The sequence below is a fragment of the Bradyrhizobium sp. OAE829 genome (genome assembly GCF_040546575.1).
GTDB lineage: Bacteria > Pseudomonadota > Alphaproteobacteria > Rhizobiales > Xanthobacteraceae > Bradyrhizobium.
Genome location: NZ_JBEPOE010000001.1, coordinates 327,713 through 353,580, shown reverse-complemented (window position 1 = coordinate 353,580; position 25,868 = coordinate 327,713). Strand labels below are relative to the sequence as shown.

General features: G+C 62.3%; 27 protein-coding genes and 2 pseudogenes. 16 read left to right on the top strand and 13 right to left on the bottom strand.

The window, feature by feature from the left end:
* The first annotated feature begins 170 nt into the window (after positions 1-170).
* Positions 171-1,388 carry an ABC transporter substrate-binding protein gene (locus ABIE49_RS01515; protein WP_192739842.1) on the top strand — a complete coding sequence of 406 codons (1,218 nt, stop codon included), beginning with the start codon at positions 171-173 and terminating at the stop codon, positions 1,386-1,388.
* An 18-nt stretch (positions 1,389-1,406) separates the two neighbouring features.
* On the opposite strand, the gene ABIE49_RS01510 is transcribed toward ABIE49_RS01515, so the two are convergent.
* A complete protein-coding gene (locus ABIE49_RS01510; RefSeq protein ID WP_192739843.1) occupies positions 1,407-2,420 on the bottom strand; it encodes an AraC family transcriptional regulator in 1,014 nt (337 codons plus the stop codon).
* A gap of 279 nt (positions 2,421-2,699) precedes the next feature.
* On the opposite strand from ABIE49_RS01510, the gene ABIE49_RS01505 reads away from it, so the two are divergent.
* Positions 2,700-3,149, top strand: coding sequence for a cupin domain-containing protein (locus ABIE49_RS01505; RefSeq protein WP_192739844.1), 450 nt, complete (start codon positions 2,700-2,702; stop codon positions 3,147-3,149).
* A gap of 55 nt (positions 3,150-3,204) precedes the next feature.
* A pseudogene (locus ABIE49_RS01500) lies at positions 3,205-4,696 on the top strand (flavin-containing monooxygenase).
* A gap of 25 nt (positions 4,697-4,721) precedes the next feature.
* On the opposite strand, the gene ABIE49_RS01495 reads toward ABIE49_RS01500, so the two are convergent.
* The 4 genes from ABIE49_RS01495 to ABIE49_RS01480 all read right to left on the bottom strand — a co-directional run bounded on the left by ABIE49_RS01495 (position 4,722) and on the right by ABIE49_RS01480 (position 10,173).
* The gene (locus tag ABIE49_RS01495) at positions 4,722-6,035 is read right to left on the bottom strand and encodes an O-antigen ligase family protein (protein WP_192739845.1); all 1,314 of its coding nucleotides are present in this window, start codon (positions 6,033-6,035) and stop codon (positions 4,722-4,724) included.
* 80 nt (positions 6,036-6,115) lie between these two features.
* Positions 6,116-7,495, bottom strand: a complete 1,380-nt coding sequence (locus ABIE49_RS01490) for a glycosyltransferase family 4 protein (protein ID WP_192739846.1) — start codon at positions 7,493-7,495, stop codon at positions 6,116-6,118.
* Positions 7,492-8,232, bottom strand: a complete 741-nt coding sequence (locus ABIE49_RS01485; RefSeq protein WP_192739847.1) for an ABC transporter ATP-binding protein — start codon at positions 8,230-8,232, stop codon at positions 7,492-7,494. Before ABIE49_RS01485 ends, ABIE49_RS01490 begins: the two co-directional genes overlap by 4 nt.
* A gap of 3 nt (positions 8,233-8,235) precedes the next feature.
* On the bottom strand, positions 8,236-10,173 hold the full coding sequence (locus ABIE49_RS01480) for a glycosyltransferase (protein WP_192739848.1): 1,938 nt from the start codon (positions 10,171-10,173) through the stop codon (positions 8,236-8,238).
* Between the two features lie 278 nt (positions 10,174-10,451).
* Between ABIE49_RS01480 and ABIE49_RS01475 the strand changes: the two genes are divergently transcribed.
* The gene (locus ABIE49_RS01475) at positions 10,452-10,715 is read left to right on the top strand and encodes a hypothetical protein (protein WP_192739849.1); all 264 of its coding nucleotides are present in this window, start codon (positions 10,452-10,454) and stop codon (positions 10,713-10,715) included.
* 57 nt (positions 10,716-10,772) lie between these two features.
* Here the strand turns inward: ABIE49_RS01475 and ABIE49_RS01470 are convergent, their stop codons facing one another.
* Entirely contained in the window at positions 10,773-11,588 is an 816-nt protein-coding gene (locus ABIE49_RS01470) for a lytic murein transglycosylase (RefSeq protein ID WP_192739850.1), read from the bottom strand.
* Between the two features lie 273 nt (positions 11,589-11,861).
* Entirely contained in the window at positions 11,862-12,791 is a 930-nt protein-coding gene (locus tag ABIE49_RS01465) for a DUF2189 domain-containing protein (RefSeq protein WP_192739851.1), read from the bottom strand.
* A gap of 293 nt (positions 12,792-13,084) precedes the next feature.
* Here ABIE49_RS01465 and ABIE49_RS01460 point away from each other — a divergent pair, with 293 nt between their 5' ends.
* Positions 13,085-13,459 (top strand): DUF3597 domain-containing protein, encoded by a 375-nt coding sequence (locus ABIE49_RS01460; RefSeq protein ID WP_192739852.1) that lies wholly within the window; start codon positions 13,085-13,087, stop codon positions 13,457-13,459.
* An 81-nt stretch (positions 13,460-13,540) separates the two neighbouring features.
* On the opposite strand, the gene ABIE49_RS01455 is transcribed toward ABIE49_RS01460, so the two are convergent.
* Complete coding sequence (locus tag ABIE49_RS01455; protein ID WP_192739853.1) at positions 13,541-13,705, bottom strand: DUF1127 domain-containing protein; 165 nt, start codon at positions 13,703-13,705, stop codon at positions 13,541-13,543.
* 171 nt (positions 13,706-13,876) lie between these two features.
* Between ABIE49_RS01455 and ABIE49_RS01450 the strand changes: the two are divergent.
* A pseudogene (locus tag ABIE49_RS01450) lies at positions 13,877-14,666 on the top strand (fumarylacetoacetate hydrolase family protein).
* A gap of 18 nt (positions 14,667-14,684) precedes the next feature.
* On the opposite strand, the gene ABIE49_RS01445 reads toward ABIE49_RS01450, so the two are convergent.
* On the bottom strand, positions 14,685-14,954 hold the full coding sequence (locus tag ABIE49_RS01445) for a GNAT family N-acetyltransferase (RefSeq protein WP_192739855.1): 270 nt from the start codon (positions 14,952-14,954) through the stop codon (positions 14,685-14,687).
* Between the two features lie 99 nt (positions 14,955-15,053).
* On the opposite strand from ABIE49_RS01445, the gene ABIE49_RS01440 reads away from it, so the two are divergent.
* Together ABIE49_RS01440 and ABIE49_RS01435 are read left to right on the top strand one after the other, a co-directional pair.
* Positions 15,054-15,998 carry a tetratricopeptide repeat protein gene (locus ABIE49_RS01440; RefSeq protein ID WP_192739856.1) on the top strand — a complete coding sequence of 315 codons (945 nt, stop codon included), beginning with the start codon at positions 15,054-15,056 and terminating at the stop codon, positions 15,996-15,998.
* A gap of 144 nt (positions 15,999-16,142) precedes the next feature.
* The gene (locus ABIE49_RS01435) at positions 16,143-16,547 is read left to right on the top strand and encodes an SPW repeat protein (RefSeq protein ID WP_192739857.1); all 405 of its coding nucleotides are present in this window, start codon (positions 16,143-16,145) and stop codon (positions 16,545-16,547) included.
* Between the two features lie 112 nt (positions 16,548-16,659).
* Here ABIE49_RS01435 and ABIE49_RS01430 read toward each other — a convergent pair whose 3' ends face one another.
* Positions 16,660-17,073 carry a hypothetical protein gene (locus ABIE49_RS01430; protein WP_192739879.1) on the bottom strand — a complete coding sequence of 138 codons (414 nt, stop codon included), beginning with the start codon at positions 17,071-17,073 and terminating at the stop codon, positions 16,660-16,662.
* Here ABIE49_RS01430 and ABIE49_RS01425 point away from each other — a divergent pair.
* Both ABIE49_RS01425 and ABIE49_RS01420 read left to right on the top strand, forming a co-directional pair.
* Positions 17,059-18,636 (top strand): acyl-CoA synthetase, encoded by a 1,578-nt coding sequence (locus tag ABIE49_RS01425; RefSeq protein WP_354066537.1) that lies wholly within the window; start codon positions 17,059-17,061, stop codon positions 18,634-18,636. The genes ABIE49_RS01430 and ABIE49_RS01425 overlap by 15 nt on opposite strands.
* Before the next feature lie 35 nt (positions 18,637-18,671).
* Positions 18,672-19,529, top strand: coding sequence for a PCC domain-containing protein (locus ABIE49_RS01420; RefSeq protein ID WP_192739878.1), 858 nt, complete (start codon positions 18,672-18,674; stop codon positions 19,527-19,529).
* Positions 19,530-20,339: 810 nt separating this feature from the next.
* Here ABIE49_RS01420 and ABIE49_RS01415 read toward each other — a convergent pair.
* The gene (locus ABIE49_RS01415) at positions 20,340-20,543 is read right to left on the bottom strand and encodes a hypothetical protein (RefSeq protein ID WP_192739859.1); all 204 of its coding nucleotides are present in this window, start codon (positions 20,541-20,543) and stop codon (positions 20,340-20,342) included.
* A 215-nt stretch (positions 20,544-20,758) separates the two neighbouring features.
* On the opposite strand from ABIE49_RS01415, the gene ABIE49_RS01410 reads away from it, so the two are divergent.
* Together ABIE49_RS01410 and ABIE49_RS01405 are read left to right on the top strand one after the other, a co-directional pair.
* Positions 20,759-20,995 (top strand): hypothetical protein, encoded by a 237-nt coding sequence (locus tag ABIE49_RS01410; RefSeq protein WP_192739860.1) that lies wholly within the window; start codon positions 20,759-20,761, stop codon positions 20,993-20,995.
* Between the two features lie 153 nt (positions 20,996-21,148).
* The gene (locus ABIE49_RS01405; RefSeq protein ID WP_192739861.1) at positions 21,149-21,757 is read left to right on the top strand and encodes a hypothetical protein; all 609 of its coding nucleotides are present in this window, start codon (positions 21,149-21,151) and stop codon (positions 21,755-21,757) included.
* On the opposite strand, the gene ABIE49_RS01400 is transcribed toward ABIE49_RS01405, so the two are convergent.
* Positions 21,754-21,933 carry a hypothetical protein gene (locus ABIE49_RS01400; RefSeq protein ID WP_192739862.1) on the bottom strand — a complete coding sequence of 60 codons (180 nt, stop codon included), beginning with the start codon at positions 21,931-21,933 and terminating at the stop codon, positions 21,754-21,756. The two genes, ABIE49_RS01405 and ABIE49_RS01400, sit on opposite strands and share 4 nt — an antisense overlap.
* A gap of 11 nt (positions 21,934-21,944) precedes the next feature.
* Positions 21,945-22,871, bottom strand: coding sequence for an IS1595 family transposase (locus ABIE49_RS01395; RefSeq protein ID WP_192739863.1), 927 nt, complete (start codon positions 22,869-22,871; stop codon positions 21,945-21,947).
* A gap of 124 nt (positions 22,872-22,995) precedes the next feature.
* Here ABIE49_RS01395 and ABIE49_RS01390 point away from each other — a divergent pair, with 124 nt between their 5' ends.
* From ABIE49_RS01390 to ABIE49_RS01375, 4 genes are all read left to right on the top strand, one after another.
* Positions 22,996-23,781: an AAA family ATPase gene (locus tag ABIE49_RS01390; protein WP_192739864.1), complete on the top strand. Its 786-nt coding sequence runs from the start codon at positions 22,996-22,998 to the stop codon at positions 23,779-23,781.
* 166 nt (positions 23,782-23,947) lie between these two features.
* Positions 23,948-24,160: a hypothetical protein gene (locus tag ABIE49_RS01385; protein WP_192739865.1), complete on the top strand. Its 213-nt coding sequence runs from the start codon at positions 23,948-23,950 to the stop codon at positions 24,158-24,160.
* A gap of 125 nt (positions 24,161-24,285) precedes the next feature.
* The gene (locus ABIE49_RS01380; protein WP_192739866.1) at positions 24,286-24,828 is read left to right on the top strand and encodes an SRPBCC family protein; all 543 of its coding nucleotides are present in this window, start codon (positions 24,286-24,288) and stop codon (positions 24,826-24,828) included.
* 2 nt (positions 24,829-24,830) lie between these two features.
* Positions 24,831-25,772 (top strand): YVTN family beta-propeller repeat protein, encoded by a 942-nt coding sequence (locus ABIE49_RS01375; protein WP_192739867.1) that lies wholly within the window; start codon positions 24,831-24,833, stop codon positions 25,770-25,772.
* Positions 25,773-25,868 lie beyond the last annotated feature (96 nt).

Here is a 25,868-nt window from a genome sequence, read left to right as displayed (position 1 = left end):
AAGGAAGCCTTGCAGGGGAAACGTGTCGCCACGCATCAACCATAAAAGGCGGCGCGCAACAATGCTGTTTCATCCAGCGGAATAAGCGGCCGCTTGCCAGCCCGCGCGCGGCTTGCGACACTTTGCCAAAATAATAAACGACGTAATAATAAACGACTTGGGAGAGAACGATGACGGCTCGAATCCGAACCCTGGTTGGCATGGCGGCGATCGCCGCGATGACCGCGACCGCAGCCAGCGCGCAGAAGAAATACGATCCGGGCGCGTCCGATACCGAAATCAAGATCGGCAACATCATGCCCTATAGCGGCCCGGCCTCCGCCTATGGCACCATCGGCAAGGCCCAGGCCGCCTATTTCAACAAGATCAACGCCGAAGGCGGCATCAACGGCCGCAAGATCAATTTCATCAGTTATGACGACGCCTACAGTCCGCCGAAGGCCGTCGAGCAGGCACGCAAGCTGGTGGAGAGCGACGAGGTCTTGCTGGTCTTCCAGCCGCTCGGCACGCCGTCGAACTCGGCGATCCAGAAATACATGAACGCGAAGAAGGTCCCGCAACTATTCGTGGCGACCGGGGCCACCAAGTTTGGCGATCCGCAGAATTTTCCGTGGACCATGGGCTGGCAGCCGAACTACCAGAGCGAGGGCCGGATCTACGCGGCCTACATCCTGAAGAATTATCCGAACGGCAAGATCGCCGCGATCTGGCAGAACGACGACGCGGGCCGGGATCAGATGAAGGGACTGCGCGACGGCCTCGGTGCCAAGGCCAGCATGATCATCGCGGACAAATCATACGAGGTTGCCGATCCCACCATCGATTCGCAGATCGTGGCGCTGAAGGATTCCGGCGCCGACATCTTCATGACGTGGGCGGCGCCCAAGGGCGCGGCGCAGGCAATCCGCAAGGTCGCGGAACTCGGCTGGAAGCCGGTCTACCTACTCGGCAACGTTTCGACGTCGGTGGCGACCGTGCTCAAGCCGGCCGGACTGGACAACGCCAAGGGCATTATCTCGACAGCCTACATCAAGGATCCGACCGATCCTGTGTGGAAGGACGATCTCGGCATCAAGGCGTGGGCCGCCTTCATGGACAAGTATTTTCCGGATGGCGACAAGACCAACAACAACAACGTCTATGGCTACGCGACCGCGCAGACCATGGTCCAGGTGCTGAAACAATGCGGCGAGAACCTCACGCGGGAGAACGTGATGAAGCAGGCCGCCAGCCTGAAAGGCTTTACCAGCGACGTGCTGCTGCCCGGCATCCAGATCAACACCGGCCCGAACGATTTCTTTCCGATCGAGCAGATGCAGCTGATGAAGTTCAACGGCACAAGCTGGGAGCTGTTCGGCGACATCATCGCGGGTGAGGTTGGGCACTAAGTCGGCGCCCGGATTGATTCAGCTCATCCTGCGCAGGGTCGAGGACGGCGTCTCGCCGAATTTCTTGCCGTAGGCGTGCGCCATGCGGCTGAGATGGGTAAATCCGAGTTCGAACGCGATCTCCGTGATGCTCTCGCCGGGGCGGGCGCTGTTCAGCCGGGCATGAAGGTGCGCCAGCCTGATATCGAGCAGCATCTGTGAAATGGACGTGCCGAAATGGCGCCGGAACCCGAGCTGCAGCGCGCGGATGCCGATGCCGGTGATGTCGGCGAGTTGGTCCAGATCGAGCGGCTCGGCGGCGTGGGCATGCAGGCAATCCCGCGCCCGCCGCAACGGTCGCGGCAGCGTTTCGGCACGGCCGCCGAACACTTGCATCGCTTCGCTCCGGCTATGGTGCTGACCATGGAGCAGGGCGCCGAGCAGCGCCTCGCGCAGTTCGGCCGCGGCAACCGGTGCCAGGCGGTGGTTTGGTCCGAGACGCTCGGCCAGATCGACCAGGTCGGCAGCCCGTGACTGCAGCTCGCGCCCGCAGGCCTGGTTGAGATCGATCGCCGGCGTAAACTCGACCGCACCCGCCGGCCTTCCCGAAAGCGCGGCGGCTCGCTGTTCGATCAGCCGCCGGTCAACCAGAAGGATCAGCTGGGCGCAATCGCCGTCCCATGTCATCCGCGTCGGGATCGTCGGGGAAAGCAGCGAAGCGCGCGTGCCCGGGCTGCTCTCGACCTCGCAGGCCGCGGTTGCTATCCGCGCCGTTCCTTGAAGCGGAATCTGCAGCAGAAAGAAGCGGTCGAGGCAGCCGGGATCGATCGATACCGATCCGCCATAGGCGACGTAGTTGATCGAGAACCGGTCGAAGGCGGCGCAATTGTGCAGGGCGTAGAAACCCGGCGCCGACGGGCGAGCCGGCGTCAGCTCATGGGGACAGAAGATGCGTCCGATCGCCTCGGCGGCGGCATCGACGTCGCCGGTCGATACGCGATTGAACGCGGCCAGCCTCGCGTCTCCTACCCTTTCCGCAACGGCTGCGCCCATCGTCCTCACACGGCCTTCGGGTTTGTTTGAACCCTATAATATCTCCGGGACGGGTACTTGGAAAGGCGATTTGGCAGCGCATTGTGCCCGATCGTTGCGCAGCCGGCGACATCAGCGCCACGATGATCGTGCGCCGCAACATCGGCTCGGCCCGACCAAAGGAAATCTTTCGGCGCCGATGGTGGATTCGTTTTGCGGCTAGACGGCCGGGTGGGATCGCCGCAGCCTGCGCAAACAGAACTGATCTTGACCGATCAGCCATCCAACAGGAGACGGCACATGGCAGCACTCGAAAAGGGAATTACCGCTGATGGCACCGGCTACGGCGGCGTGACCTGGAATATCCTGGGTCAGGTCTATTTCCCGAAGGCGGTGACCGATTCCACCTTCGCCTTCGAGACCAACAGCGACCCCGGCCAGTTCGTGCCGGTCCATATCCATCCGACCCAGGACGAATTCATCCTGGTGCAGGAAGGCGAACTCGATCTCAAGCTCGACGGCGTCTGGGTCAAGGCAAAGGCCGGCGACCTGGTGCGGCTGCCGCGCGGCATTCCGCACGGCTATTTCAACAAATCAGACAAGCCGGCGCGCGCGCTGTTCTGGGTGTCGCCGATGCAAAAACTCGAAGCGCTGTTCAACCGGCTGCACAACATGACCGACCCTGCGGAGGTGGTCCGGGTTTCCGCCGAACACGAGGTGAACTTCCTGCCGCCCGAGGCCAACGAATAGCGGCCAGTTCAGGCAACGCGCGGTACGCATTCACGCTCACGACGGAGACAAATCCATGGTCAAGCAAAAGCAGGTCTGCATCATCGGCGCCGGTGTGTCCGGGCTTGCTGCGGCCAAGGCATTTTCGTCGCGCGGACACCGCGTCATCATTGTCGAGCGCAGCGGCGATCTCGGCGGCGTATGGGAGCCGGCAAGATCCTATCCTGATGTGCAGACCCAAAGCCCGAAGGAGCTTTACCGCTACACCGACAAGGCCATGCCGGCATCTTATCCGGAATGGCCGAAGGGTCCGCAGGTCCATGCCTATCTGGCCGAATACGCCCGCGATCATGGCCTCGATCGCCTGATCCGCTTCAAGACCGAAGTGGTGCAGATGAATAGCCGCTCGGACTCCAAGCCGGGCTGGCGGCTCGACCTTCGTAGCGCCGCCGGCACAACCCAGGAGGATTTTGACTTCGTCGCGGTTTGCATCGGGCAGTTCAACGAACCGCAGACCCTGAGCCTGCGCGGCGAGGAGGCGTTCAAGGCGCAGGGCGGGCCCCATCCTGCACTCCTCGCAATACAACGATGCCGGCCTCGCCAGGGGCAAGAAAGTGGTTGTGCTGGGCGGCTCGAAATCGGCCACCGACATCGCCGTGAACGCGGTCAATTCCGGCGCCAGCGAGGTCACGCTGGTATACCGCGAGCCGGTGTGGCGGATTCCGTACTTCATAGGCGGCCTGATCAACTTCAAGCGCATCCTCTACATCCGCGCGCAGGAGGAGATGTTCAAGAGCTGGGGCATCGGCGCGCTGTCGCGGTTCAAGCACGCGGTGGCGAAGCCGTTTGTCTGGGCCAACTGGCGCGGCTTGGAAAGCATGCTGAAGCTGCAGCTCAAGCTGAAGAAATGCGACATGGTTCCGAAGCAGCGCATCGAGGACGGCGTCAATTGCTCGGTGCCGATCGCCACGCCGGACTTCTTTCCGATGGTGGCCGATGGCCGGATCAAGGCCATTCGCGGCAGCTTCGACCACTATGACGGCAACAGCATCGTGATGACCGGCGGCGAGCGCGTTGCAGCCGACCTCGCCGTCCTGGCCATCGGCTACAAGCTCGGCGTGCCGTTCCTTCCGCAGGCGCTTCGAGACCGGCTGGTGGACGGCGACGGCCAGTACAGGCTCTACCGGCTGATTGCCAACCCGGACCTGCCGGACATGGGTTTTGTCGGCTTCAACTCCAGCTTCTGCACGGTGCTATGCGCCGATCTGGCGGCAAACTGGCTGGTCCGTTACGCCGACGGCCAGCTTGCGCAGCAGCCAAGCCTCGCCGAGATGCGCGACAACATCGAATTGATGCTCAACTTCAAGCGCGTGGAGCGGCCGGCGGCCGGCGTCTATGGCGGGCTGTGCGTGGCGCCCTACCACTTCAAGCATTTCGACGAGTTGCTGGCTGACATCGGAACAACGACACGCCGGCGCAGCGCGCTGGCGGAGAAATTTACCCCGCCGGATGCGGATGCATATTCGCGGTTTCTCGCTTCTGCACCGGACTACAAGGTCTCGGCATGAAGCGGGGAGACGGCCAGCAACCGAGCTAGGCCGCACTCCGGCTCGCAGGAGTTCCCAAAGATCGGGGGCGCCGGATGGTCGCGCGCAGCGATAGTCCGCCGGCGACGCCGACGCCGAGCACGTACATCCAGCCCTCGTGAAAATCGAACAAATGCGAGTTCAAGAGCGAGCTGACGAAGTTCTGCACGACGGTGACGAGCCCGATCCAGGCCGCCAGGCCTTCACCGCGGAACAGCAGGAGATGGCTCAGCCACATCCCGTACAGCGTAAGGACGCCGAGCAGTCCCCATTGCACGGCAACGTTGAGGGTCTGGTTGTGCGGATTGCTGACCACCTCGGCTGACAGCCCGGTCTGCCCGGCGGCTGCGCGCGCGAACAGCTGCCTGGTCGCGCCGGTGCCGTGGCCGAACAGCGGAGCATCGGCAAAGAAGCCGAGCGACTTGCGCCAATAGTGCAATCGTTGCGCCGTCGACACCACGGTGTTGGTTTCATAGCCCTGATACTCGGTCGCGATGTCGGCGATCCGCTGCCGCAGGTAGGGCGAGGTCGACCAGACGATGGCGGCGGCAACGATGGCCGCCGCGAACAGCGCCGGCATGGTGCGCCGGCTCAGATGCAAGGCGGTGAACAACACCAGAAGCACCGGCATGTACACCAGCGCCGTGCGTGCCGAGGCCACGAACATCATGTTCGCAACGAACGCCACCGAAAGCACCAGCCAGCCGATCGCCGCGGCCAGCCGCCGCTCGCGAAGCGCGATCAGCGCCGGCAACGCCAGCGCAAATGCACACAGCGCGAACTCCTGGCTCTGGTCGATATAGTTCTTGACCGGGACACCGTCCGAAACGGTCCGCGTGAGCTTGAACGCCGGATAGAACAATACGATCCAGGACAGGATCATCATCAGGGTGCATGAAACGAGGAACGCTGCAAAAACCCAGCTGCCGCGCTGCGACCGCTGAAAGTGATAGAGCAGAAACGGGATCATCAGCAGTTTTGCGACTGGTTTGATGCCGTGCAGGGCCGCCGACCATGTGCCATCCGTCCAGAACACGCCGAGAATGGCGAGCGCGACAAACGCGTAGGGTAGGGCGCAGGCCGGATGCGCCAGATGACGAACGAAGGCGTCCCGATCGATAGTCGGGACAAGGACGACGAGCCAGAGCACGATGAGGATGGCCGTGGCGGAGGTCGACCACGGCAGCGCAGCCGCGGTCAGGGCCGCCAGGATATCGGCATTGCGGACATCGACCGCCAGACGGCGTAGCGTGCCGCGCCATCCCGCTTGGCCGGCTGGTCCGGCATGGTCGCACAGCACATTACGCTCGACGCTCGTCATCGCAGCATCCCAAGGTTCTGCAAGGTTCTGAATATCTCGTCAGGCCGTCGCGAAGAGGCGTCGGCGATTTACCCAGCGTGCTATTGCGCGGCGACCAGGTACTCGACGGTCCTGGGCGGAGCGAGAAGATCGCGGGCTTGGGTCTGGGGGCCGAAGCGTTCCACCAGTTCGCCGCGGCGCTCGCGAATTTTGCGGCGCCATTCGTCCTGACATGACAGCACCCGGGTGACGGACGCGCAGATGGATTCGGTCGAGAACGGATCGAAATAATCGGCAAGTTCGCCCGCCACTTCGCGAAATACCGGAATGTCCGAGCACAGAACGGGCGTGTTGGCTGCCAGCGCTTCGATGATGGGCACGCCAAAGCCTTCGGCCAGGCTCGGCATGATCAGGCCGTGCGCATCTGATATCAGCGCGGCCTTGTCATGTTCCTCGACATAGCCCGCAAACCGGACGTTCGGCGGCGGATTGCGCATCAGGCTGGTGCCGCCGGCGTAACCGATCACGACGAGGTCGGCATGGGGCATCTTCCGGAAGGCGCGGACCACCGCGTTGAGGTTCTTGCGCGGTTCCGCCGAAACGATCACGACGAAGGTCGGTTGTCCCGGACGCGCAGTCGAAACCGGCACCGGCACCGGCGCGAGCCGGAACGGCTCGAAGCGCGTACGCGGGTAGACCACCCGCGCCGGCAGGTAGAAGAATTGCGGCAGCAGATCGCGGAACCGGTTCATGCTGTAGTTGGAAACGAAGGCCAGTTCGTCGGCTTGACTCAGGCTGGTCATCAGGCGCGACAGGAACAGGCGCGTCGCGACGTCGCTCAGCTTCAGATCCGTGAGCGGCAGCAAGTCATGGACCACGCAGATGACCTTGGCATTGGGGCCGCGCTTGATCGCAACCCGCGTCGGCGTATCGACCAGGATGACATCATAGTTGCGGGCATCGATCTGCGGCGGCGGCAGCTGGGTCAGCGCCGAAGCGTCCTGGTAGCTGTAAAATCCGGGCTCGAGCAGAAAGTCGCGAAACAGTTCGAGGTGGCGCAAATCGGTCGGGATGTACTCCAGCCCGGCGGTCTTGTTCTCGATCAGCTTGACCCGCAGGGGCAGAATCCCGCTCGCCCGCAGCAGGCAGGCGCCGAACTCCCAAGAGGTGCACGCGCGGATCCGGTGTTTGACCCAGTCGATCGTGCGCCGCAACGCGCTCCGCGCCACCGGCTCGTTCATGTCGGCTTCGTCGAGGAACCGGTAGAGCGCCAGCAGTTCGATCAGGCGCGAATCCGCCGGGAACAGTTGCGCGCGCCGCTGCCGGGTCCGCAACTGACGATAGCGGCGCGTCGTTTCGACGAGCAGCGTCAGGTCGTGGCCGTCGGCGGCGAGCGACCGGATCAGCTCGCGCGTGAAATGAAAAATGCCGCGCTTGTGGTTCGGCTCGCCGAGCGCCTCGCTGACAACCAGGATCTTCATGCTCTCTTCTCTTCCAGTTCGAATGGGCGTTCGGAATATCTGTCGAGCGGAATCGTGCGTACGATGCGCCCTTGATCGAGGTTGATGACCCTGGTGCAGGTGCGGCGCAGCAGCGCCTGATCGTGGGACGCGATGATCACGATCGCGGCCATCGAGACCAGCTTGAGCATCCGCTGCTCGGCCTTCGCCGAGAATTTTTCGTCGACCACGCTCAGCCATTCGTCGAGCAGCAGGATGTCGGCCGGAAACGCCGTGGCGGTGGCGAACAGCACCCGCATCAGCATGCCCGAGGAGAACATGCGCAGCGGCATGTGCCGCATGCGTTCCTCGAGCTCGGTGAACTGCCAGATTTCGTCCACAACGGCCTGCGTCGGCGTGTGTCCGCTGATCCGCAGCAGCAGGCGGATATTGTCATCAGCCACGAAATCCATGTTGGCGCCTGCGTTCAGGCCGATCAGCGGCACGACATTGCCTGATATCTCCATGCGGCCGCACGTCGGCGGATAAACGCCGGCAAGAAGCCGCAGCAGGGTCGATTTTCCGGAGCCGTTCGGCCCGGCAAGGCCGATGCGCGCACCGGCGGTGGCTTCGAGCGAAATGTTGTCGATGGCGCGGATCGTGCGCATCTCGCTCCGCTCGTTGAGCAACCGTCCCAGCAGGCGGCGCTTGACCGAGAAGTCGTAGGCTCCATAGAGCGGATAATCGAGGCTGACGTCGCGCAGGCTGATGCTGACCATGATTCAGATCCAGAACGCGGCTTTGCGCAGCTGCGCGACCGTCACGACGCTCGCAACCGTCAGTACGGCAACGCACACGAGGGCGTAGATGATGCTGGTCATGCTGACATGACCGGTCGCCAGCGGTTCGCGCCACACGGCGAACAAATGCGTCAGCGGGTTGAGGCGCATGACGGTCGAGTTAGGATTGACCATCTCCGCGGTCCAGATCACCGGGGAGGACAGGAAGGCCAGCGTCAGCGTCGATTCGATGATCGGCTTCATGTCCCGGAATCGCGTGGCCAATGCGCCGAGGACCAGGCCGAGGCCAAGCGTGCAGGCGACGAACAGCGCAAATCCCGGCAGAGCGGCGATACAGCCTTCGATATCGGTCCGGGCCAAAGCAAGCCAGAGGATAAACGGCACGCTGGCATTGTGGAGCGCGAACAGGGCCTGCCGGAACAGGCATTGCAGCAGGAAGGTCACCGGAGGCAGCGCGCGATCCTTGATCAGGCCGGCCGAATTCTGCAGCGCCGTCGTCGCATCCAGCACCACGTTGTTGAGAAAGGTCCAGGCCGTCAGGCTGATCGCCAGCATCGGAAGCCGCGCCACGGCACTGGCGTTGGACAAATGTCCGATCACCGAACCCAGCACTGCGACCATGATCGCCATCTGGATCGACATCCAGAACGGACCCAGCAGCGAGCGGACGTAACGGTGACGCATATCCGACCAGGCGAGGGTGGCCGCGATCCTGACGGCGCCGACGAGCCCGGCGGTTTCGGATCGTATGGCGCGGGCGGACCGCACCTCCTCCTTGCTGGTGACGGCATCGAGATAGATCGCTTCGATCGCCTGCTTGAATTGCGTGGTGGAATATTTCGTCATGGCGCGCCGCCGGGCGGCAAGCCCCATGCGCTGACGTCGCTCCGGGTCGCGGATCAGGACGTCGATCGCTTCCGCAAGCTTGTCGTGGTCGCCCGGCGGCACGGTGATGGCCTCGATCCCATCACGCGCGATGTGTGGAACGGCGGTGTCGAGCGACGTGTTGATGACCGGGCGACCTGCCGCCATCGCTTCCAGTTGAACCAGTCCGAAGGTTTCTGCCGACGTCACCGACGGCATCACGAAGACATCAGCGATGTACATCAGTTTGACCAGTTCACCATCGGGAACGGAGCCGAGCAGACGTACGCGATCGGCGACGCCGAGGCTCTGGATCAGCTGTTCCAGCCTCGCGCGTTCGCGGCCCTCGCCAACGATCCAGACCTCGAAGGTCTGGCCGACAGCGGCCCGGATCAGCACGTCGAAGCCCTTGTAGGGAACCAGGCGACCGCAAGCGAGCACCAGCCGCCCGCGATCATGCCCGACCTTGAGGTCGGGGTGACGCGGGACCGGCCGCTCATACTTCGAGACGTCGATGCCAAAGGGGACGACGTGGCATTTGTCGGCGAATTCGCGCAGCAACGGGGTTTCGTCCAGCAGGGCGCGATCGGAGACGATGATCGCTTCCGCCCGCGAGAGCGTCCGGCGCATCAGCGGTTCGACGAACCGCCTGAGCTTGGCGTGCGTGACGATGTCGGCATGCCAGTGCACGACGAGCGGACGCTTGCGGCCAAAGCCGAGCGCGAACACCAGATCGGCCAGCGGAAACGGCGCATGAAGCACCAGCAGGTCGTGTTGCGCGATTCGGCGCCACAGCCGCAACGGATAGGTCGGCGCAAACGGCAGTGACAGGATGTCGCCGAACGAGCGCACGCGCTCGACCGGCACGTCGTGCACGACGATCCGGCGGCGTCCATTCGCGCTGGAACAGACCAGCACGGCGAAGGCGAAGCTGGCCTTCAGTCCGGTGCAGATGTCGCGGATCACGGTGAGAGTCCCGCCGAACAGGTCGGGATAATAGACCTTGAAGATGTGAAGCACCGACAGGCGGCGGGCGGAGGTGTCGATCGAAGTCATCATGCAGCTCGCGCCGGTCAGCGGATGAAGAGGGCAGCGACGAACGCCCGATCTTTGCGCGGCGCTGCATCGTTCAAAATGCTGCGCCGCGTCGTTACGCAGCTGTAATGAATTACGCAGGCGTAATGAAAAAGCGTCGTTTCGCATAAGCGCATTGCATGCTGCGCTCAGCACCTCGCGCGAAGTTTATTCCTCAATTCTCTGCGACCAGCGAACAATCGTCGCGCAGATTCCGGCAATGACGCTGGTGCTGTCAAAAACAGAAAACGGAAAACAACATGCTCAATAAATTAATCGCAGCAGCCGCAATGGCTGCCATTGCCTACGCCATCGCTCCCGCAAACGCCGCCAAGGTGAACGCCGGCTGCAGCGGTCCCAACCTCGAAAAGACCGAGACCGCCATCGAAGCGATGGCGGACGGCGAGGGCAAGATTGTCGCGCAGAAGGAAATCGCCCTGGCTCAGGACGCCATGCTGAGCGGCAAGATGGGCGTCTGCGGCGCGCATCTGAGCAAGGCGATGCACATAGGTACGGCGAAGTAGACGTATCCGGCGGAGGGCCTGTTGCCTCGGTGCCTGGCCCTCCGATTTCCCGATCCTTCAGGGCGCGCGCGCAAGCTGCGTCGCGAAATAGCCGATGGTCTTGGAATAGACCTCGCTCTTATTCCACTGCTGGATCACGGCAAAATTCGCGCTGCCGGGCTCCCAATCCTTGCCGCGCTGCCAGCCATAGCTTGCAAGGTAGTTCGCGGTCGAGGCCAGCACATCGGGGGCACTGCGCAGCAGGTCGCGGCGGCCGTTGCCGTCGAAATCGACCGCATATTTGATGTAGGACGACGGCATGAACTGGGTCTGGCCGATCTCACCGGCCCAGGCGCCGCGCATTTCCTGTGGCGCGATATCGCCGCGCTCGACGATGCGCAGCGCGTCCATCAACTCGGCCTTGAACAAATCGGTGCGGCGGCAGTCATAGGCCAGCGTCGCCAGCGAGCGCAGCGTCGGGAATTTTCCGATGTTGACGCCGTAATCGGTCTCCAGGCCCCAGATCGCCACCAGCACTTCGCCGGGCACGCCATAGGCCTGTTCGATGCGCCCGAGCACCGACCCATATTGCTTGATCATGTTGGCGCCGCGCGCGAGCCGGGGCGGGACCATGCGGCCAGAGAACTCTTCAAAACTCTGGCTGAAAACCTTCTGCGAATGGTCCCGCGCAATGACGGCCTTGTCGAGCGCCACGCCGGTCAGCCCGGTTTGAATGGCCGACGGCGAAATGCCCTTCGCTGCGGCTTCTTTCTTGAAGTCTTCGAGCCAGCCCTCAAACGTGCCGGTGCCACAGGGTGCTGCAATCGATGGGGTCGCCGAAGTCAGGAGCAGTGCAGCCAGCGCCAAAGTCCGAACAGAAACGCGAGAGGTCATAGTGTCGTTCGCTCCAAGGTCGATTCATGATCGACATTAGTCTCGAAACCACACCGAATGTTCGGAGCAACAGCGGCCAAAACAAGGCCGCCATTTCGTCGGCGCTGACACAAACGTGTCATCGGTACCGCCGCTCAATTCATAGGCAATTCTGAATCCGAAGGCCGAGGCCGGGGCTGCCTGGATTGGCCTTGCGCGATGCGTGTATGAATGGACGCCAAACCGCCGGTCGACAGCCGACCGGCGGCTTGATCTCGCTACTTGCTGCAAGGCCTATGCGCCTTCCTTGCGCCGCCAGGGGAACAGATTGGCCGGGAAGTCCGCTGCGGGCTTGCGCTCGCGCGGCGCGCGGGGCGGAAGCGGCTGGGGATTGAGTTCCGGTTCAATGGTTTCCCGGTAGAGATGCCAGGTCGCGTGGCCAAGCAGTGGAATGACGACGGCAAGGCCAAGGAAGAACGGCAGCGTTCCTGCAACCAGCAGCACCGCCACGATCAAACCCCAGACCGCCATCGGCACAGGATTTCGCGCAACCGCGCGAAGTGACGTCACCATCGCGTCGCCGGCGCCGGCGTGACGATCGAGCATCAACGGGAACGATACAACGCTGATGCAGAGCGCAACGAGGGCGAACAGGAAGCCGACGCCACAGCCGACCACGATCAGCCACCAGCCTTGCGGCGTCGTCAGCACGCGCGTCGCGAAATCCCGCATGCCGGTCGCGCCTTCATAGCCGAACGCCGCGATGTAGATCGCCTGCGCGGTGGCTACCCAGGTCACAAACAACGCCAGCAGGAGGACGCCGAGCCCGAGCATGGCGCCGAACGAGGGCGAGCGCAGCACCTCGAGCGCATCCCACGCGGACGCCTGTGCGCCGGTCTCACGACGGCGGCTCATCTCATACAGGCCGAGCGCTGCGAACGGGCCGAGCAGGGCGAAGCCTGCGGCCAGCGGAAACAACAGCGGCAACACCGAGTAACCGAGCACCGTGCGCGCCAGCACCAGTCCGAGCACGGGATAGATCACGCACAGGATAATGGCGTGACTTGGAACGGCCTTGAAATCCTCCCAGCCGAGCTGCAAGGCCCGGTGCAAATCGGAAAGGCCGATGGTTCGGATCACTGGCGCGTTCGCGGTCTCCTGTCCGCTCTGCGTCAGTGATGTGACATTGCCTTGATATGAAGTGCCTTGAATTGGAGTCGCCATGGTCGTCTCCCTCTGGCGGCCGCATCCTGCGCTCGCTGGAGGGCGCAAACGTGCCGTTTCCAAACATGATCACGATCAGGCCAGACGCGAAGACAGGGAAGAACAACTGGCCATGTCGCGAACTGAGTCACCAGCGTACTCCCAAACAGGGACAATAGCACTCACGCTTCGGTGAATGTTTCATTGGCAAGCCACAATTCGCTGGCTAAACTACAAGGTGAGCCCGGCCTGGTACTGCCGGTCAAACAGTGCCATTAGCGACATACCTATTCAAATTCCACTGGGAGCCAACGATGAGCATTTTCGGAAAAATCATGGGCGCGATCTTCGGCACTAAGGCAGACGCGGCGCCAGCTTCCGGCGGAGCGGCTGCAGGCGGAGCTGCCGCCGGCGGATCCGCAGCACCCGCGGCAACGATCGATGTTGCTCCGATCCTGGACAAGGCCGTGGCCGACAAGGGTGAGAAGCTGGCGTGGCGCACCTCGATCGTCGATCTGATGAAGGCGCTCGACATCGATTCGAGCTTCACGGCGCGCAAGGAGCTCGCCAAGGAACTCGGCTATACCGGCGACAGCAACGATTCGGCGAGCATGAACATCTGGCTGCACAAGCAGGTGATGACCAAGTTGGCCGCAAATGGCGGCAAGCTGCCGCCGGAAATTCACTGACGCTTTCGTTCTGATCAACAGGCAAAAGGCCCGCGGGTAACGCGGGCCTTTTTTGTTTGGAATGCGCGACAGAGCGATCGTTCAGGGATACGGCCGGCGCCCGGTGTAGCGCGGGGCGGAGTTAGCAAGATCGGCGCGGCTGATGCCGATGTCGCGGAGCATACGATCGTCAAGCTGGCTCATGCTCGCGAATTCGGAACGGTAGCGGGCGTATCGCCTTATGGCGGCAATCAGAGTGATCAACATGGTCTGTTCCTATTCAGGATGTGAGAGGCACCGTTGCGGTGCTGATGGCCGTTGGTCGCGGGCTGCGGCGGCGCGGTTCACTGCGATGCAGCAAAGCGCAGGTGCCATGCAATTTGTGCGAAAACGCTGTAGAGACGGCCTGAACGAGAAACGCGAACCAGGGAGACCATCATGAACAGCCTCGACCGCAGAACCATTCTAACGACGGGAGCGATCGCGCTGGCGGGGGCGGCGGCAAGCGCTCCGGCCGCGGCGCAGGCCGGCCCGAAGTCGATGTTTCCGGTACCGGCGACGACCATTCCGATCGTCGGCGAGACCGACGTGTATCAGGTCCGCCGCATCTACTGCATCGGGCGCAACTACGCCGCGCATGCGCGCGAAATGGGATCCGACCCGACCCGCGAACCGCCGTTCTTTTTTCAGAAGCCGACGGATGCGATCCAGAACGTCGCGATCGGTAGCGTCGCCGATCATCCCTATCCCTCGCTGACCAAGAACTATCACTACGAGGTCGAACTGGTGGCAGCGCTCAAGTCGGGCGGCACCAACATCCCGGCGGAGAAGGCGCTCGATCACGTCTATGGCTATGCGCTCGGCCTAGACATGACGCGGCGCGATCTGCAGCGCGCGTTGGGCGACGAGAAGAAGCCCTGGGAGATCGGCAAGAGCTTTGACCGTTCTGCGGTGCTCGGCCCGATCCACCCCGCCGCCAAGACCGGGCATTTTGCCAAGGGCGCGATCTCGCTGGCGCTGAACGGCACCGTCAAGCAGAACTCCAACCTGCAGAACATGATCTGGAGCGTCGCCGAGCAGATCGCCAAGCTGTCGGAAGCCTTCGAGCTGAAGGCCGGCGATATCATCTATTCCGGTACGCCCGAAAAATGTCGGTCCGGTCGTGAAGGGTGACGTGCTGCTGTGCAAGCTGGAAGGGCTGCCGGATATGTCGATCAAGATCGTCTAAGTCGTCGTCCCGGCGAAGTTAGGCGGTCAGGTCTGCAAATTGCGGATTTTTCTGCAGATAGTCGACAACGAAACCGCAGCCGGCGACCACCTTGTGGCCGTCGGCGCGGATCAATTCCAGCGCGCCCTTGACCAGTTCGGAGGCAATGCCGCGGCCGCGCAGCGCCCTCGGCGTCTCGGTATGGGTGATGATGACAGCCGACGGGGTCAGCCGATAATTCGCAAACGCCACCGCGCCCTCGACGTCGAGTTCGAAGCGGCTTTGGGCCTTGTTGTCGCGGACGGTCATGCGAGAGGTTCCATGCAATTCACAGCATTTCATTTAGGCATGTGAACCCGGTGATGCAAACGAGCGACCAACGGGAAAATCGCTTGCCGGGGTGACAACATGCGCATTTTGACCTGCCTGACCGCATCGCTGCTGGGTGCCGCCTCGATACTTGCGCAACCGCCTGCGGCGTCGGCGGAAGGTGACCGGAACTGGCAGGCCTGCGTCGGCACAACCACGGCGCCGAATGAGAGGGTGACGGCCTGCAGCGTCGTGATCGATGGCAAGACCGAGACCGGCAAGAGGCTCGCCGGCGCCTATTGCAACCGCGGCCACGGCCTTACCGAGAAGCGTGAGCTCGACGCCGCCATGGCCGATCTCAATGAGGCGATCAAGCTCGATCCGGACTATGCCTGCGCCTATACCAATCGCGGACGGGTCCATGCCTTCAAGCGCGATCTCGATCAGGCCATGGCCGACTATGACGCGGCGCTCCGCATCGATCCGACCTTCGCTTTGGCCTACAACAACCGCGGCGACGCCTGGTTCGGCAAAGGCGACCTCGATCGCGCGCTGACCGACTTCGACGCCGCCATCAAACACAACCCGTCGCTCGCCATCGCCTATGGCAATCGCGGCTATCTCCATCATCGCATGCGCGACACGGCCCGTGCGATCGCCGACTACAGCGTGCAGATCAAGCTGAAGCCGGACGTGCTGGCCTATATCAACCGCGGCAATGTCTACCGCGATACCGAGCAACTGGAGCGTGCCGCGGCCGATTACGGCGCGGCGGCGAAAATCGCGCCGACCGATCCCCGGGGCTGGCGCAACCGCGGCATGATCCGGCTGTACCAGGGCGATACCAAGCGCGGTATTGCCGACTACGACAAGGCTTTGCAATACGATCCGGCCGACGCCTATTCCTGGAACAACCGCGGCCAGGCCAAGATGCGGCTGGGCAACAAGGCGGGGGCGATTGCGGATTTCCGTAAAGCCCTGGAGATCAATCCCAGCCTGCGCACCGCCCGCGATGGCCTGCAGCAACTTGGCGCAGTCCAATAGATGGCTCGTGATCTTGCAACCGGTTAGGGTGTACCTACGTCTATTGCAAGACATACGCCCCGATGCGGCCGGAGATGGTTCGAGATCGGAAATTTCAGGGATAGCCGGCCGCTGACGTATGCCTCTTTTCCAGGGAGGTTTACTATGTCGGACTTTCGTTTCTTCAGTACGCATCGATCGTGGGAGGACTGGTTCGGCATGCTGCTGGGCGTGCTGATCGTGGTGTCGCCCTGGTTTCCCCTGCAGCCGGCCAACGAGATCATGACCGCTGATCGCAGCACCATGATCCTCAACACGTTCGTGGTCGGCATGCTGGTATTCGGCCTCGCCCAGCTGGAATATGTCGCATTGCAGCGCTGGGAGGAGGTGGCGGAGATCGTCCTCGGGCTCTGGCTGATCGCTTCACCGTGGATTTTCGGCTATTCCGGCGACGCGTTTCTCCCGGCCTGGCACGCGATACTCGGCGCAGTCGTGGCTCTGCTCGGCGCGCTTCAGCTGTGGCAGGATTGGCGCCTGACCGACCAGGAACTCGCCAACCATCCGCAGTAGATCTTGCCACGGACCTGCCGGTCCGCGATCGGCAGGTCCGCTGGTCTTCCGCGAGGTGGGGCGGCCAATACCGGCCGGATCGGCCATGGCCCCGGTTCAGGAAATCGGGAGGTCAGCGCACGCCGGTCCCCTTGCAGCGCTGGCATTTCACGACGTTGTCGCCCTTCTTCACCAGGCCCTTGCCCTCGCAATTCTTGCATTTCTGCTTCTTTTTGATGTTCGGGCCTTTTTCATTGGCCATCATGATCTCCCAGCGGCGTTTTTGGCTGAGGGCACCATGAGCCAGCCCTGCAGCCGCGTCTACAAGCACGCAGTCGGAACCGGGACGCCCGGATGCGCTGGCAGAGGCCGGGCTTTCTGCTAACGTCCGGGCCGGGACATTCAGATCAGGTTTGAGAAGCGTAACGATGATGATTTTGCTTGGCTTGTGCAGTGCGGCGGTGCCGACATGACGGGAACCGCAACCACAGCCGCGCCGCGCGGCGGCCTCGTGCGGATGTCGAACCGGGTGATGAACCTGGCGCATCTGGTGACCCAGAACGCCCGCCGCCATGGCGATCGCACCGGCTTTATCTACGGCGACCGGACCTGGACCTGGCGCGAGATCGACCGCGCCGTCTCGGCGCTTTCAGCGGCGCTTGCCGAACGCGGCCTCGTCAAGGGCGACCGGCTGCTGGTGCATTCCAAAAATTGCGACGAGATGTTCTGGTCGATGTTTGCGGCGTTCCGGCTCGGCGTGGTCTGGGTGCCGACCAATTTCCGCCTGATGCCGGACGAGGTCGCCTATCTCGCCACGGCCTCCGGCGCCAAGGGGTTTTTGTGCCACGGCGACTTCCCCGAGCACGCTGCCGCGGTCGCGAACCCGGCGCTGGAGTTCATCTGGCGGATCGGCGAGGGCGCCTTTGGCGAGCAATCCGTCAGCGCCGCCATTGCGGCGCATGCCGGCGAGAGTTTTGCCAATACCGCGGTCGACTACAACGACCCCTGCTGGTTCTTCTTCACCTCCGGCACGACGGGCCGGTCCAAGGCCGCGGTCCTGACCCATGGCCAGATGGCCTTTGTGGTCACCAACCATCTCGCCGACTTGATGCCCGGCACCACCGAGCAGGACGCCTCGCTGGTGGTGGCGCCGCTGTCGCATGGCGCCGGCGTGCACCAGTTGGTGCAGGCGGCGCGGGGCGTTCCGACCATCCTGCTGCCGTCGGAGAAGTTCGACATCAACGAGGCGTTCCGGCTGATCGAAGCGCATCGTGTCAGCAACATTTTTACGGTGCCGACTATCTTGAAGATGATGGTCGAGCATCCCGCGGTCGACCGCTACGATCATTCCTCGCTCCGCTTCATCATCTATGCCGGAGCGCCGATGTACCGCGAGGACCAGAAGGCGGCGCTGAACAAGCTGGGCCGGGTGCTGGTGCAGTATTTCGGGCTCGGCGAAGTCACCGGCAACATCACGGTCATGCCGGCCAATCTGCACGACCCCGAGGATACGCCGCACGCGCGGATCGGCACCTGCGGCTTCGAGCGCACCGGCATGCAGGTCTCGATCCAGGGCGATGACGGGCGCGAACTCAAACCGTTCGAGACCGGCGAGATCTGCGTGATCGGCCCCGCCGTGTTCGCCGGCTATTACGACAACCCCGATGCCAACGCGAAGGCGTTTCGCGACGGCTGGTTCCGCACCGGCGATCTCGGCCATATGGACGAGGAGGGTTTTGTCTATATCACCGGCCGCGCCTCCGACATGTACATCTCGGGTGGCTCGAACATCTATCCGCGCGAGGTCGAGGAGAAGATTTTGACGCATCCCGGGATCGGCGAGGTCGCCGTGCTTGGGGTGCCCGACCCGTTCTGGGGCGAGGTGGGCGTTGCTGTCTGCGTCCCGCGCGAGGGCGCAGCAGCAGTGACCGAAGCCGAGCTGGCGGCGTTCCTGTCGCCGAAGGTGCCGCGCTACAAAATGCCGAAGCGGTTCTTCTTCTGGGAGGCGCTGCCGAAATCCGGCTATGGCAAGATCCCGAAGCGGCTGGTGCGCGACGAACTCGAGGCGCGCGGGCTGCTCGACCTTACCAGGGAAGACGCGCCACGATGACGGCGGCGAAGGCAAACCGGCCGGCGGCCGAGCCGATGCGCAGCATCGTGCAGCCCGGTCCGCCCAACCCTGAACGCATCCAGTGGGTCGAGGCGCGCGGCCGCGCGTTCTCGTTCACGCTCAAGGCCGGCCTGCCACTACTGGAAGCCGCGCGTCGCGGCTTTGCCGAGGCCGGATTTGCCGGCGGCGTGCTGGGCATGCGGGGCGGGGCGCTCGGGCCGTTTGCCTATGTGATGCCGGCGCTGTCGAAGACCGGCGCCAATGCCGCGTTCTACAGCGATACGTTCCGGCCCGAAGGCGTCACGCAGCTCAAGTTCGCGGCGATGACTTTGGGCGAGCGCGACGGCGCGCCGTTCTTCCATTGCCACGGCCTGTGGACCGAGACCGATGGCGACCTGCATGGCGGTCATATCCTGCCCGAGGAGAGCATCGTTGCCGAGCCGTTCGCGGTGGAAGCGTTCGGAATCGATGGCGCTGTCTTTACCGCCGAGGTGGATAGCGAGACCAATTTCAAATTGTTCGGGCCGGTACCGCGCGAGGCGACCGGTGCCAACACCACGAGCCGGGCCTTTGCGCTGCGGCTGCGGCCGAACCAGGATTTCGCGTGCGCGCTGGAATCCTTCTGCCGGCAGCACGGGATCTTTCATGCCCGCATTCATGGCGGGGTCGGCAGCACGATCGGCGCGCAGTTCACCGATGGCCGATCCGTCGTGCCGTTCGCGACCGAGCTTGCGATCCGTTCCGGCACCATCACGTCAACCGCCGAAGGTACGCTGGAGGCGACGCTGGATATTGCGCTGGTGGATTATCTCGGCGGCATCGCCGAAGGCCGACTGATGCGCGGTGACAATCCGGTGCTGATGACGATGGAGCTGGTGCTCGAAGTGCTCTGATCAGCGTGGGAGGCACTCGCGCTCGCGCCTGTTGCTGATTCAGATGTCAAAGAGCCGCCGCCGTCATTGCGACCCGGTGGCTCGCAATGACGCGGATATAGTTTCGCATTCTCGCGACGCATTGCGCCCGAGCTTTGCAAGTAACTTCCCGCCCTCCAAAATCAGAGGGCGCAGGGAATGCCGGATGCGCGCTGCACCCGCGGTCTCGTGTGCGATTGTGCATAAGAATGCTGCACACGAGCATACAGGGCAGCGGAGAGCATCCGACATTCCCTGCGCAATGGCTTTACGGCTTATGGCGTGCTCTCCCCGGTGAGACGGTCTCTATTGCCACCGTCGTCCCTCGGAAGCGTTAGCTCCCTTTAGGACTTGACGCCGTTACGGGCGCCAGGACCACACGCTTTCGCCGTACGCTTCAGCCACGACCGTCAATCGCAACCTCAGCGTCCACCGCAACCCGCCCCTCGTCGTGACGATGGCCAACGCCCCTCTGAGTGGGACGGGATGGCTATTGATGTGCAGGTGATTTGGGGTGGGAGGAAAGGGAAATATTTTTGATTCTCGGAAATTCAGGACTTGACATGACTTCCGTAAAACAGAAGTGATTTGCCCGTCGTGTTGTTTTGTCGCACCTCGCCGTCATTGCGAGCGGAGCGAAGCAATCCATTCCTCGGCTTGGCGCACCATGGATTGCTTCGCTGCGCTCGCAATGACGGGGGAGAGAGCGGTACCCACATTAAGCTGTCATTCCGGGGCTCGCGCTACGCGCGCCCCGGAATGACGGAGGAGGCGGTTGGCGGCCTCAGCCTGTTACTTAAAATTCTGAGCAATGCCGTCGAGGGTCTGAGACCACTTTGAGCTCATGTCCGACTGAGCCTTCGAGGCCCTCGAATAGATGTTGTTCGCTTCCTGAAGTGCGAGCTGAAGTTGCTGCCCAAGATCGGACCGGCCGCCGCTGACGCCGTTCAGTTCGTCCGTTGCGAGTTCGCGAATGTCGTTGTTCAGATTGGTCATTTCATTCCCCTCTTTGTCTGGGCGAGACCATTCCCACCTCGATGATAAGGGCTATGCGAAGCAGCCGCGTCGCTCTGTGACTTCGGGCACATTCGAAGTCCGGGCATGACACCAAATGACCGATTGCGGCAGGACCCCGGAAGGCTTCAGGCCGGTGCCTAAAATCGTCTGCAACCGAATAGGCTGGCAGTAACGCCGGCGTGCTACGAGCGACTATGCCGGACGATCCAAAATCACACGCACCCCAGTGGTGGGCCGAGGCACGCCAGAAGAGCCTCGAGGACGATGCCGAGATCGAGGCCTGGAAGGCCGAGAAGCGGGACGGCATTTCGTTTTTTCTTCCGAGCGCCAAATGGTCGTTGTGGGATTGGATCGACCATAGCTTCCGCCAGGAATTCTTCTGGCGCGACCGCTATGCCGAGCGTCACCGAAATGGGCCGGACAAGCCGTAAGCCATTTCAGCATCCCAAGAAGTTCCCTCTTTGTTCTTGATTTTATCGGGGAATATTATACTTTGCGTACCCAACCCTCGCGGTGCTACCGTGAGTAGCGCAGAGCGGGTGGTCTATCGTTGGGACCCGTATCTGGAACCCAGCGAGGGCGATATGGAATTCAGGTTGACGTATGCCGGTATGCTCAAGGCGCACCGGGACGATAAGCGATTGGCAGAGCGCACACTGCACGTCCACGACATCCGTCAGACGTTTCACCATCAGCTAAAAAAGCTATGGCAAGACCACCCAGCCCTAGACAGCGTGGTCACCCCCAGCGACGGCCTTCTTTCTCTTAATCGCAAGCGAACCTTGATGAATGAAATATTCCAGCATGACGGATTCAACTGGCTTCCAATCGTGACGGAAAAAAATGGCCTGATTTGCCAGCTAGAAATATTGATGCTTCGCGAAGGGACGCCGGGTCGCGTTCTTTATGACGTTGATAATCGGCTTAAGACACTATTCGACGCCCTTCGAAAGGCGAAGGGACCCCAGGAATTGGGGGCTGGCACATCACGCGGACAGCTAACACCACAACTCGATGAAGACCCGTTTTATGTACTGTTGGAAGATGATCGACTGATAACGCATCTAGCCGTCACTACAGATCAGTTGTTAGAGCCGGTTCCAAACTGCCCGCGCGACGAGGCGGTCCGATTGTTCATCGACGTAAAGATACGCCCATATAGGGTGCTTCTGGATAATCTAGGATACGTTTAATCGACGGCCTTTCTCGGATGTTTGGCGACCTTCGCGAAGTTTTCTTCAAACTTCTCCCGACTTAAATCAACGTCAAGCTCCCGAGCGGTCTGCTTAAACCGTTCGGATTGCTCTTCGTCAGTTAGCTTACTTTTTGGTTTTGGCTTTGCCTTTTTTGGCGCGCCTGCTTTTCCCATACGGTGGCCCTTTAGCTATCAGAGGAGTGATATTTTAGGCGCTTTCCGCGAACACCCTTCAAAGCCTTTTCAGCCCGCGCTACGTCATCAATGCCAAGCGCGATACGGTTGCTGTAGCGGAAATCAAACTCGCTCAGATATCGGTGCAAGTGCTTCTCTTTGCAATGCTGATAGACGCCTTTCATGCCGCGCTTGAAGATCGAATAGTAGCCTTCAACGGTGTTAGTGGTCACGTCGCCGCGCACGTATTCCTCTTTCGAGTGATTGACGGACTCATGACCAGCAACCGCGCCGAACTCTGCCACGTACTTGTAGGTACGAGCTTCGTCGGTGTGCAGCATAGCTTCACGGCTGACATTCTGGCGAATGATCGGAAGCAGATCGCCAGCGCTAGCGCCGTCAACGTGGAAGCTGCGGGCAGACCCGCCACGTTCAACGAGAGTGAACACGACGTTCTTGTGCGACCAAGACGCCTTGCCCTTCGGCATGCCATCAACGCGCCCGATAAAAGTTTCGTCGGCCTCCACGACCGCGCCACCGCTGCCCATGGGCGGCATCATCAGGCCGTCAACACGCATAGCCTCGCGGAGCCGATGCGAAATGAACCAAGCGGTCTTGAGGGTGCAGCCAAGGGTGCGGTGAAGCTGGTTGCTGCTGATGCCTTTTTTGCTGGACGACATCAGGAAGATTGCTTGCAGCCAGTGGCGCATGGGGACGTGGCTGGACTCAAAGATGGTGCCAACCTTGACCGTAAAGGGCTTGCGGCACTGGTAGCACTTGTAAGCGCCAATGCGGGTGCTCTTGCCACCCATCTTGGAAATGCGCTCCACGCCGCCGCAATGCGGGCAGACGGGGCCGTTGGGCCAAAGGCGGGCCTCAACGAAGGCGTAGGCCGCTTCTTCGTTGTGAAAATGTTTGTCTGAAAGCACTGATTTCATGGCACTATCTCCAATGACTACAACCATACAGTGCAGCACTGGGTACGTCAAGTATAATATCGCCTTTTATCGGGCCACACGTATTGGATGTGCTGACCATTCCTGGTCGTCCGCAGGCCCTTGCATGAGTAAAAAGCGAAACCGCGTGATCGATATGCCCGCGCCATATCTGCGGCGGGTCTGGCTCGATCCCGCCGAAATCACCGACCGCGACGCCTATCCATTTTGCCTGCCGTTCCTGCGCGATGGGTTCGAACTGGAATTCGACCGGCCGATCACCATCATCGCGGGCGAGAACGGCACCGGCAAATCCACGCTGCTGGAAGGCATCGCGGTGCTCTCGGGCTTTGACGATGCAGGTGGCGGCAAGGGCTATCGGGCCGTCGACCACTCCGATGCAAAGGAAGTGATGGGCGGAGAATTATCGGACGCCCTGCGCGCGAGCTGGCTGCCGAAGATCACCAATGGCTGGTTCTTCCGTGCCGAGACTTTCTTCTCGATCGCGAGGTATCTCGATTCAGTTGGCAGCAGCTCAGACTTTCTGTCCTACTCGCATGGCGAGGGCTTCATGCGTTTCTTCGAGGAGCGATGCCAGCGGCAGGGCCTCTTCATCTTCGACGAACCCGAATCCGCGCTGTCGCCGGCGCGGCAGATGGAGTTTTTGAAATTGATGTACCGCATGGAGCGATCCACGCATTGCCAGGTCGTGATGGCCACGCACGCGCCGATGCTGATGGCCTATCCCGGTGCCCGCCTGCTGCAGCTGACCAAATATGGCCTGGAGCCCGTGAGCGTCGAGCAGACCGACCATTACAAAGTCACGCGGGAGTTCTGTAACGATCCGACCGGTTTTGTAGAAGCGGTGATCGACGAATGGACGCCGCGCCGACGCGACGTTGATCAGTTTTGATGGCACCGGGCTCGTAGCGTTTCGGGTGGGTAGAGTGTAGCGACACCACCATCTGAGGATAGGTATTTGCTCCACCCATCCTACAGGGCACTCACCCCCAACCGGTGAACGTCGGGACGGCAGGCCGCGACAAAGCGCTTAGATGAAGTGAAACTGGACTTTTGTCATGAATGAATGGATTTCGTTTGCGGTCGCGTGGCTGCCTTTCGTATTGCTGATCGCGGTGTGGTTCTGGTTCGCGCGCCGCAACGGCATGCAGGCGCGTGGGTCTTCCGGATCGACCATGATCGAGCTTTACGAACAGCAGGTCGCGGAGACCCGGCGGATGAACGGGTTTCTGGAGCGGATCGCGGCGTCGATGGAGAAGCGGGAGAAGTAGGGCCGGGTACCGAAGCGTATTGCGCCGCGCGAGCGGCGCCACAAACCAGCCTCCTTTGGTATGAAAATGCGTTGCCATAACGCCGCCGCGCGCCTGCGCGGCCATAACGACCAAGAGGAAACGACATGAGGACGACGACCGCGAGGGTGGGGGCCGTAGTGGCGGCGCTGGCAGTCATGGGGGTAGCCTGGGCGCACGGGCCGACCCGCCAGAAGGTACGGGAATCGATCGAGATCAACGCGCCGCCGGCCAAGGTGTGGGCCGTGATCGGGAGTTTCCAGGACATGAGCTGGCTGCCGCCGGTCGGCAAGACCGAGGGCGTGAAAGGCAACGAGATCGAGGCCACGCGGCGGCTGACGCTGGCTGGTGGTGCGACCGTCGATGAGGAACTCTACAAGTACGATGCCGAGAAGATGACCTATTCCTACCGGATCACGGCCGTCGACGTGAAGGTGCTGCCGGTCACCAACTATTCGTCCACCCTGACCGTCACGCCCAGCGCCGACGGCAAGGGAAGCAGCCTGGAGTGGGCCGGCGCGTTCTACCGCGGTTTTCCCAACAACGATCCGCCGCCGGAGCTGAGCGACCAGGCCGCCGTGAAGGCGGTGAAGGGACTCTACAAGGCGGGCCTCGAGGCGCTGAAGAAGAAGGTCGAAAGCGGAAGCTGATCGTGCAGGCCATCGTGCTTGCGGCTGCGGTCGCCAGCATCGGCACGGTGTGGGCCGCCCGGGCCGAGGAGGCCTTCGTCACCAATCAGCTCAGCGAAAATCTCACCGTCGTCGACCTCGCGACGTCGCGGCCGGTCGCGACCATCGCGATCGGCGGCAAGCCGGCAGGGGTGGCTATCACGCCGGATGGACGCTTCGCCTATGTGACGAGCCCCGACGCCAAGGCGCTTACCGTGATCGATGCCGCTGCACGGCAGGTCGTCGGCAGGATCAACGTCGGCGGCGGTCCGCTCGGCGTTGCGGTGGCGCCGGATGGCGGCGCGGTCTATGTCGCGGACTGGTACGCCGCGGCGGTGCGGGTGATCGATCCGAAAGCGCAGCGCGTGATCGCCGATATCGCGGTCGGCGCGTCGCCGTCGGGGCTGGCGGTAACACCGGACGGGCGGCTGCTGCTCTCGGCGGACCGCGATGCCGACAGCGTCTCCGTCATCGATACCGCGACGCGCGAACGCCGGGCGGTCATCAAGGTCGGCACGCGCCCGTTCGGCATCACGATCGATGCGGACGGCCGGCGGGCCTACACCGCCAATGTCGGGTCGAACGACGTCTCTGTGATCGATATCGCCGCTGGCAGCGAAATCGGGCGCGTGAAGACGGGCCTGCGCCCCTACGCGGTCGCGCTCGCCCAGGGCCGCGGCTTCGTCAGCGACCAGTATGACGGCACCGTCAGCGTGTTCGATCTTGCAACGCTTGCGCCGGTCAGGCGCATCCATGTCGGCGATTATCCGGAAGGGATCGCGGCGACGGCGGACGGCAGACAGGTCATCGTGGCGAACTGGGAGAGCAACTCGATCAGCGTGATCGATGCGGTCGAGCTGAAGGTGACCGGTGAGATCAAGGTCGGCGACGGCCCGCGGGCGTTCGGGATGTTTTTGCGGCGGTAGGCGCGCTAATTGGCAATGGCGCACAGTTCTGGTTGCGTCTTGCAAAGCCAATACTAGATCCGCGCTCGTTGAGCCGGAGAAGGGCGGGGAGATTGC

Bases quoted from the DNA above. Each gene is read 5' to 3' on its own strand.
- ABIE49_RS01420 (WP_192739878.1), top strand. From the start codon at position 18,672: ATGCGCAGCATCGTGCAGCCCGGTCCGCCCAACCCTGAACGCATCCAG.
- ABIE49_RS01475 (WP_192739849.1), top strand. From the start codon at position 10,452: ATGCTCAATAAATTAATCGCAGCAGCCGCAATGGCTGCCATTGCCTAC.
- ABIE49_RS01385 (WP_192739865.1), top strand. From the start codon at position 23,948: ATGAATGAATGGATTTCGTTTGCGGTCGCGTGGCTGCCTTTCGTATTG.
- ABIE49_RS01510 (WP_192739843.1), bottom strand. From the start codon at position 2,420: ATGGGCGCAGCCGTTGCGGAAAGGGTAGGAGACGCGAGGCTGGCCGCG.
- ABIE49_RS01465 (WP_192739851.1), bottom strand. From the start codon at position 12,791: ATGGCGACTCCAATTCAAGGCACTTCATATCAAGGCAATGTCACATCA.
- ABIE49_RS01400 (WP_192739862.1), bottom strand. From the start codon at position 21,933: ATGGGAAAAGCAGGCGCGCCAAAAAAGGCAAAGCCAAAACCAAAAAGT.
- ABIE49_RS01440 (WP_192739856.1), top strand. From the start codon at position 15,054: ATGCGCATTTTGACCTGCCTGACCGCATCGCTGCTGGGTGCCGCCTCG.
- ABIE49_RS01435 (WP_192739857.1), top strand. From the start codon at position 16,143: ATGTCGGACTTTCGTTTCTTCAGTACGCATCGATCGTGGGAGGACTGG.
- ABIE49_RS01380 (WP_192739866.1), top strand. From the start codon at position 24,286: ATGAGGACGACGACCGCGAGGGTGGGGGCCGTAGTGGCGGCGCTGGCA.
- ABIE49_RS01415 (WP_192739859.1), bottom strand. From the start codon at position 20,543: ATGACCAATCTGAACAACGACATTCGCGAACTCGCAACGGACGAACTG.
- ABIE49_RS01470 (WP_192739850.1), bottom strand. From the start codon at position 11,588: ATGACCTCTCGCGTTTCTGTTCGGACTTTGGCGCTGGCTGCACTGCTC.
- ABIE49_RS01445 (WP_192739855.1), bottom strand. From the start codon at position 14,954: ATGACCGTCCGCGACAACAAGGCCCAAAGCCGCTTCGAACTCGACGTC.
- ABIE49_RS01480 (WP_192739848.1), bottom strand. From the start codon at position 10,173: ATGACTTCGATCGACACCTCCGCCCGCCGCCTGTCGGTGCTTCACATC.
- ABIE49_RS01515 (WP_192739842.1), top strand. From the start codon at position 171: ATGACGGCTCGAATCCGAACCCTGGTTGGCATGGCGGCGATCGCCGCG.
- ABIE49_RS01410 (WP_192739860.1), top strand. From the start codon at position 20,759: ATGCCGGACGATCCAAAATCACACGCACCCCAGTGGTGGGCCGAGGCA.
- ABIE49_RS01485 (WP_192739847.1), bottom strand. From the start codon at position 8,232: ATGGTCAGCATCAGCCTGCGCGACGTCAGCCTCGATTATCCGCTCTAT.
- ABIE49_RS01460 (WP_192739852.1), top strand. From the start codon at position 13,085: ATGAGCATTTTCGGAAAAATCATGGGCGCGATCTTCGGCACTAAGGCA.
- ABIE49_RS01405 (WP_192739861.1), top strand. From the start codon at position 21,149: ATGGAATTCAGGTTGACGTATGCCGGTATGCTCAAGGCGCACCGGGAC.
- ABIE49_RS01505 (WP_192739844.1), top strand. From the start codon at position 2,700: ATGGCAGCACTCGAAAAGGGAATTACCGCTGATGGCACCGGCTACGGC.
- ABIE49_RS01490 (WP_192739846.1), bottom strand. From the start codon at position 7,495: ATGAAGATCCTGGTTGTCAGCGAGGCGCTCGGCGAGCCGAACCACAAG.
- ABIE49_RS01390 (WP_192739864.1), top strand. From the start codon at position 22,996: ATGAGTAAAAAGCGAAACCGCGTGATCGATATGCCCGCGCCATATCTG.
- ABIE49_RS01425 (WP_354066537.1), top strand. From the start codon at position 17,059: ATGAACCTGGCGCATCTGGTGACCCAGAACGCCCGCCGCCATGGCGAT.
- ABIE49_RS01455 (WP_192739853.1), bottom strand. From the start codon at position 13,705: ATGTTGATCACTCTGATTGCCGCCATAAGGCGATACGCCCGCTACCGT.
- ABIE49_RS01495 (WP_192739845.1), bottom strand. From the start codon at position 6,035: ATGACGAGCGTCGAGCGTAATGTGCTGTGCGACCATGCCGGACCAGCC.
- ABIE49_RS01395 (WP_192739863.1), bottom strand. From the start codon at position 22,871: ATGAAATCAGTGCTTTCAGACAAACATTTTCACAACGAAGAAGCGGCC.
- ABIE49_RS01430 (WP_192739879.1), bottom strand. From the start codon at position 17,073: ATGCGCCAGGTTCATCACCCGGTTCGACATCCGCACGAGGCCGCCGCG.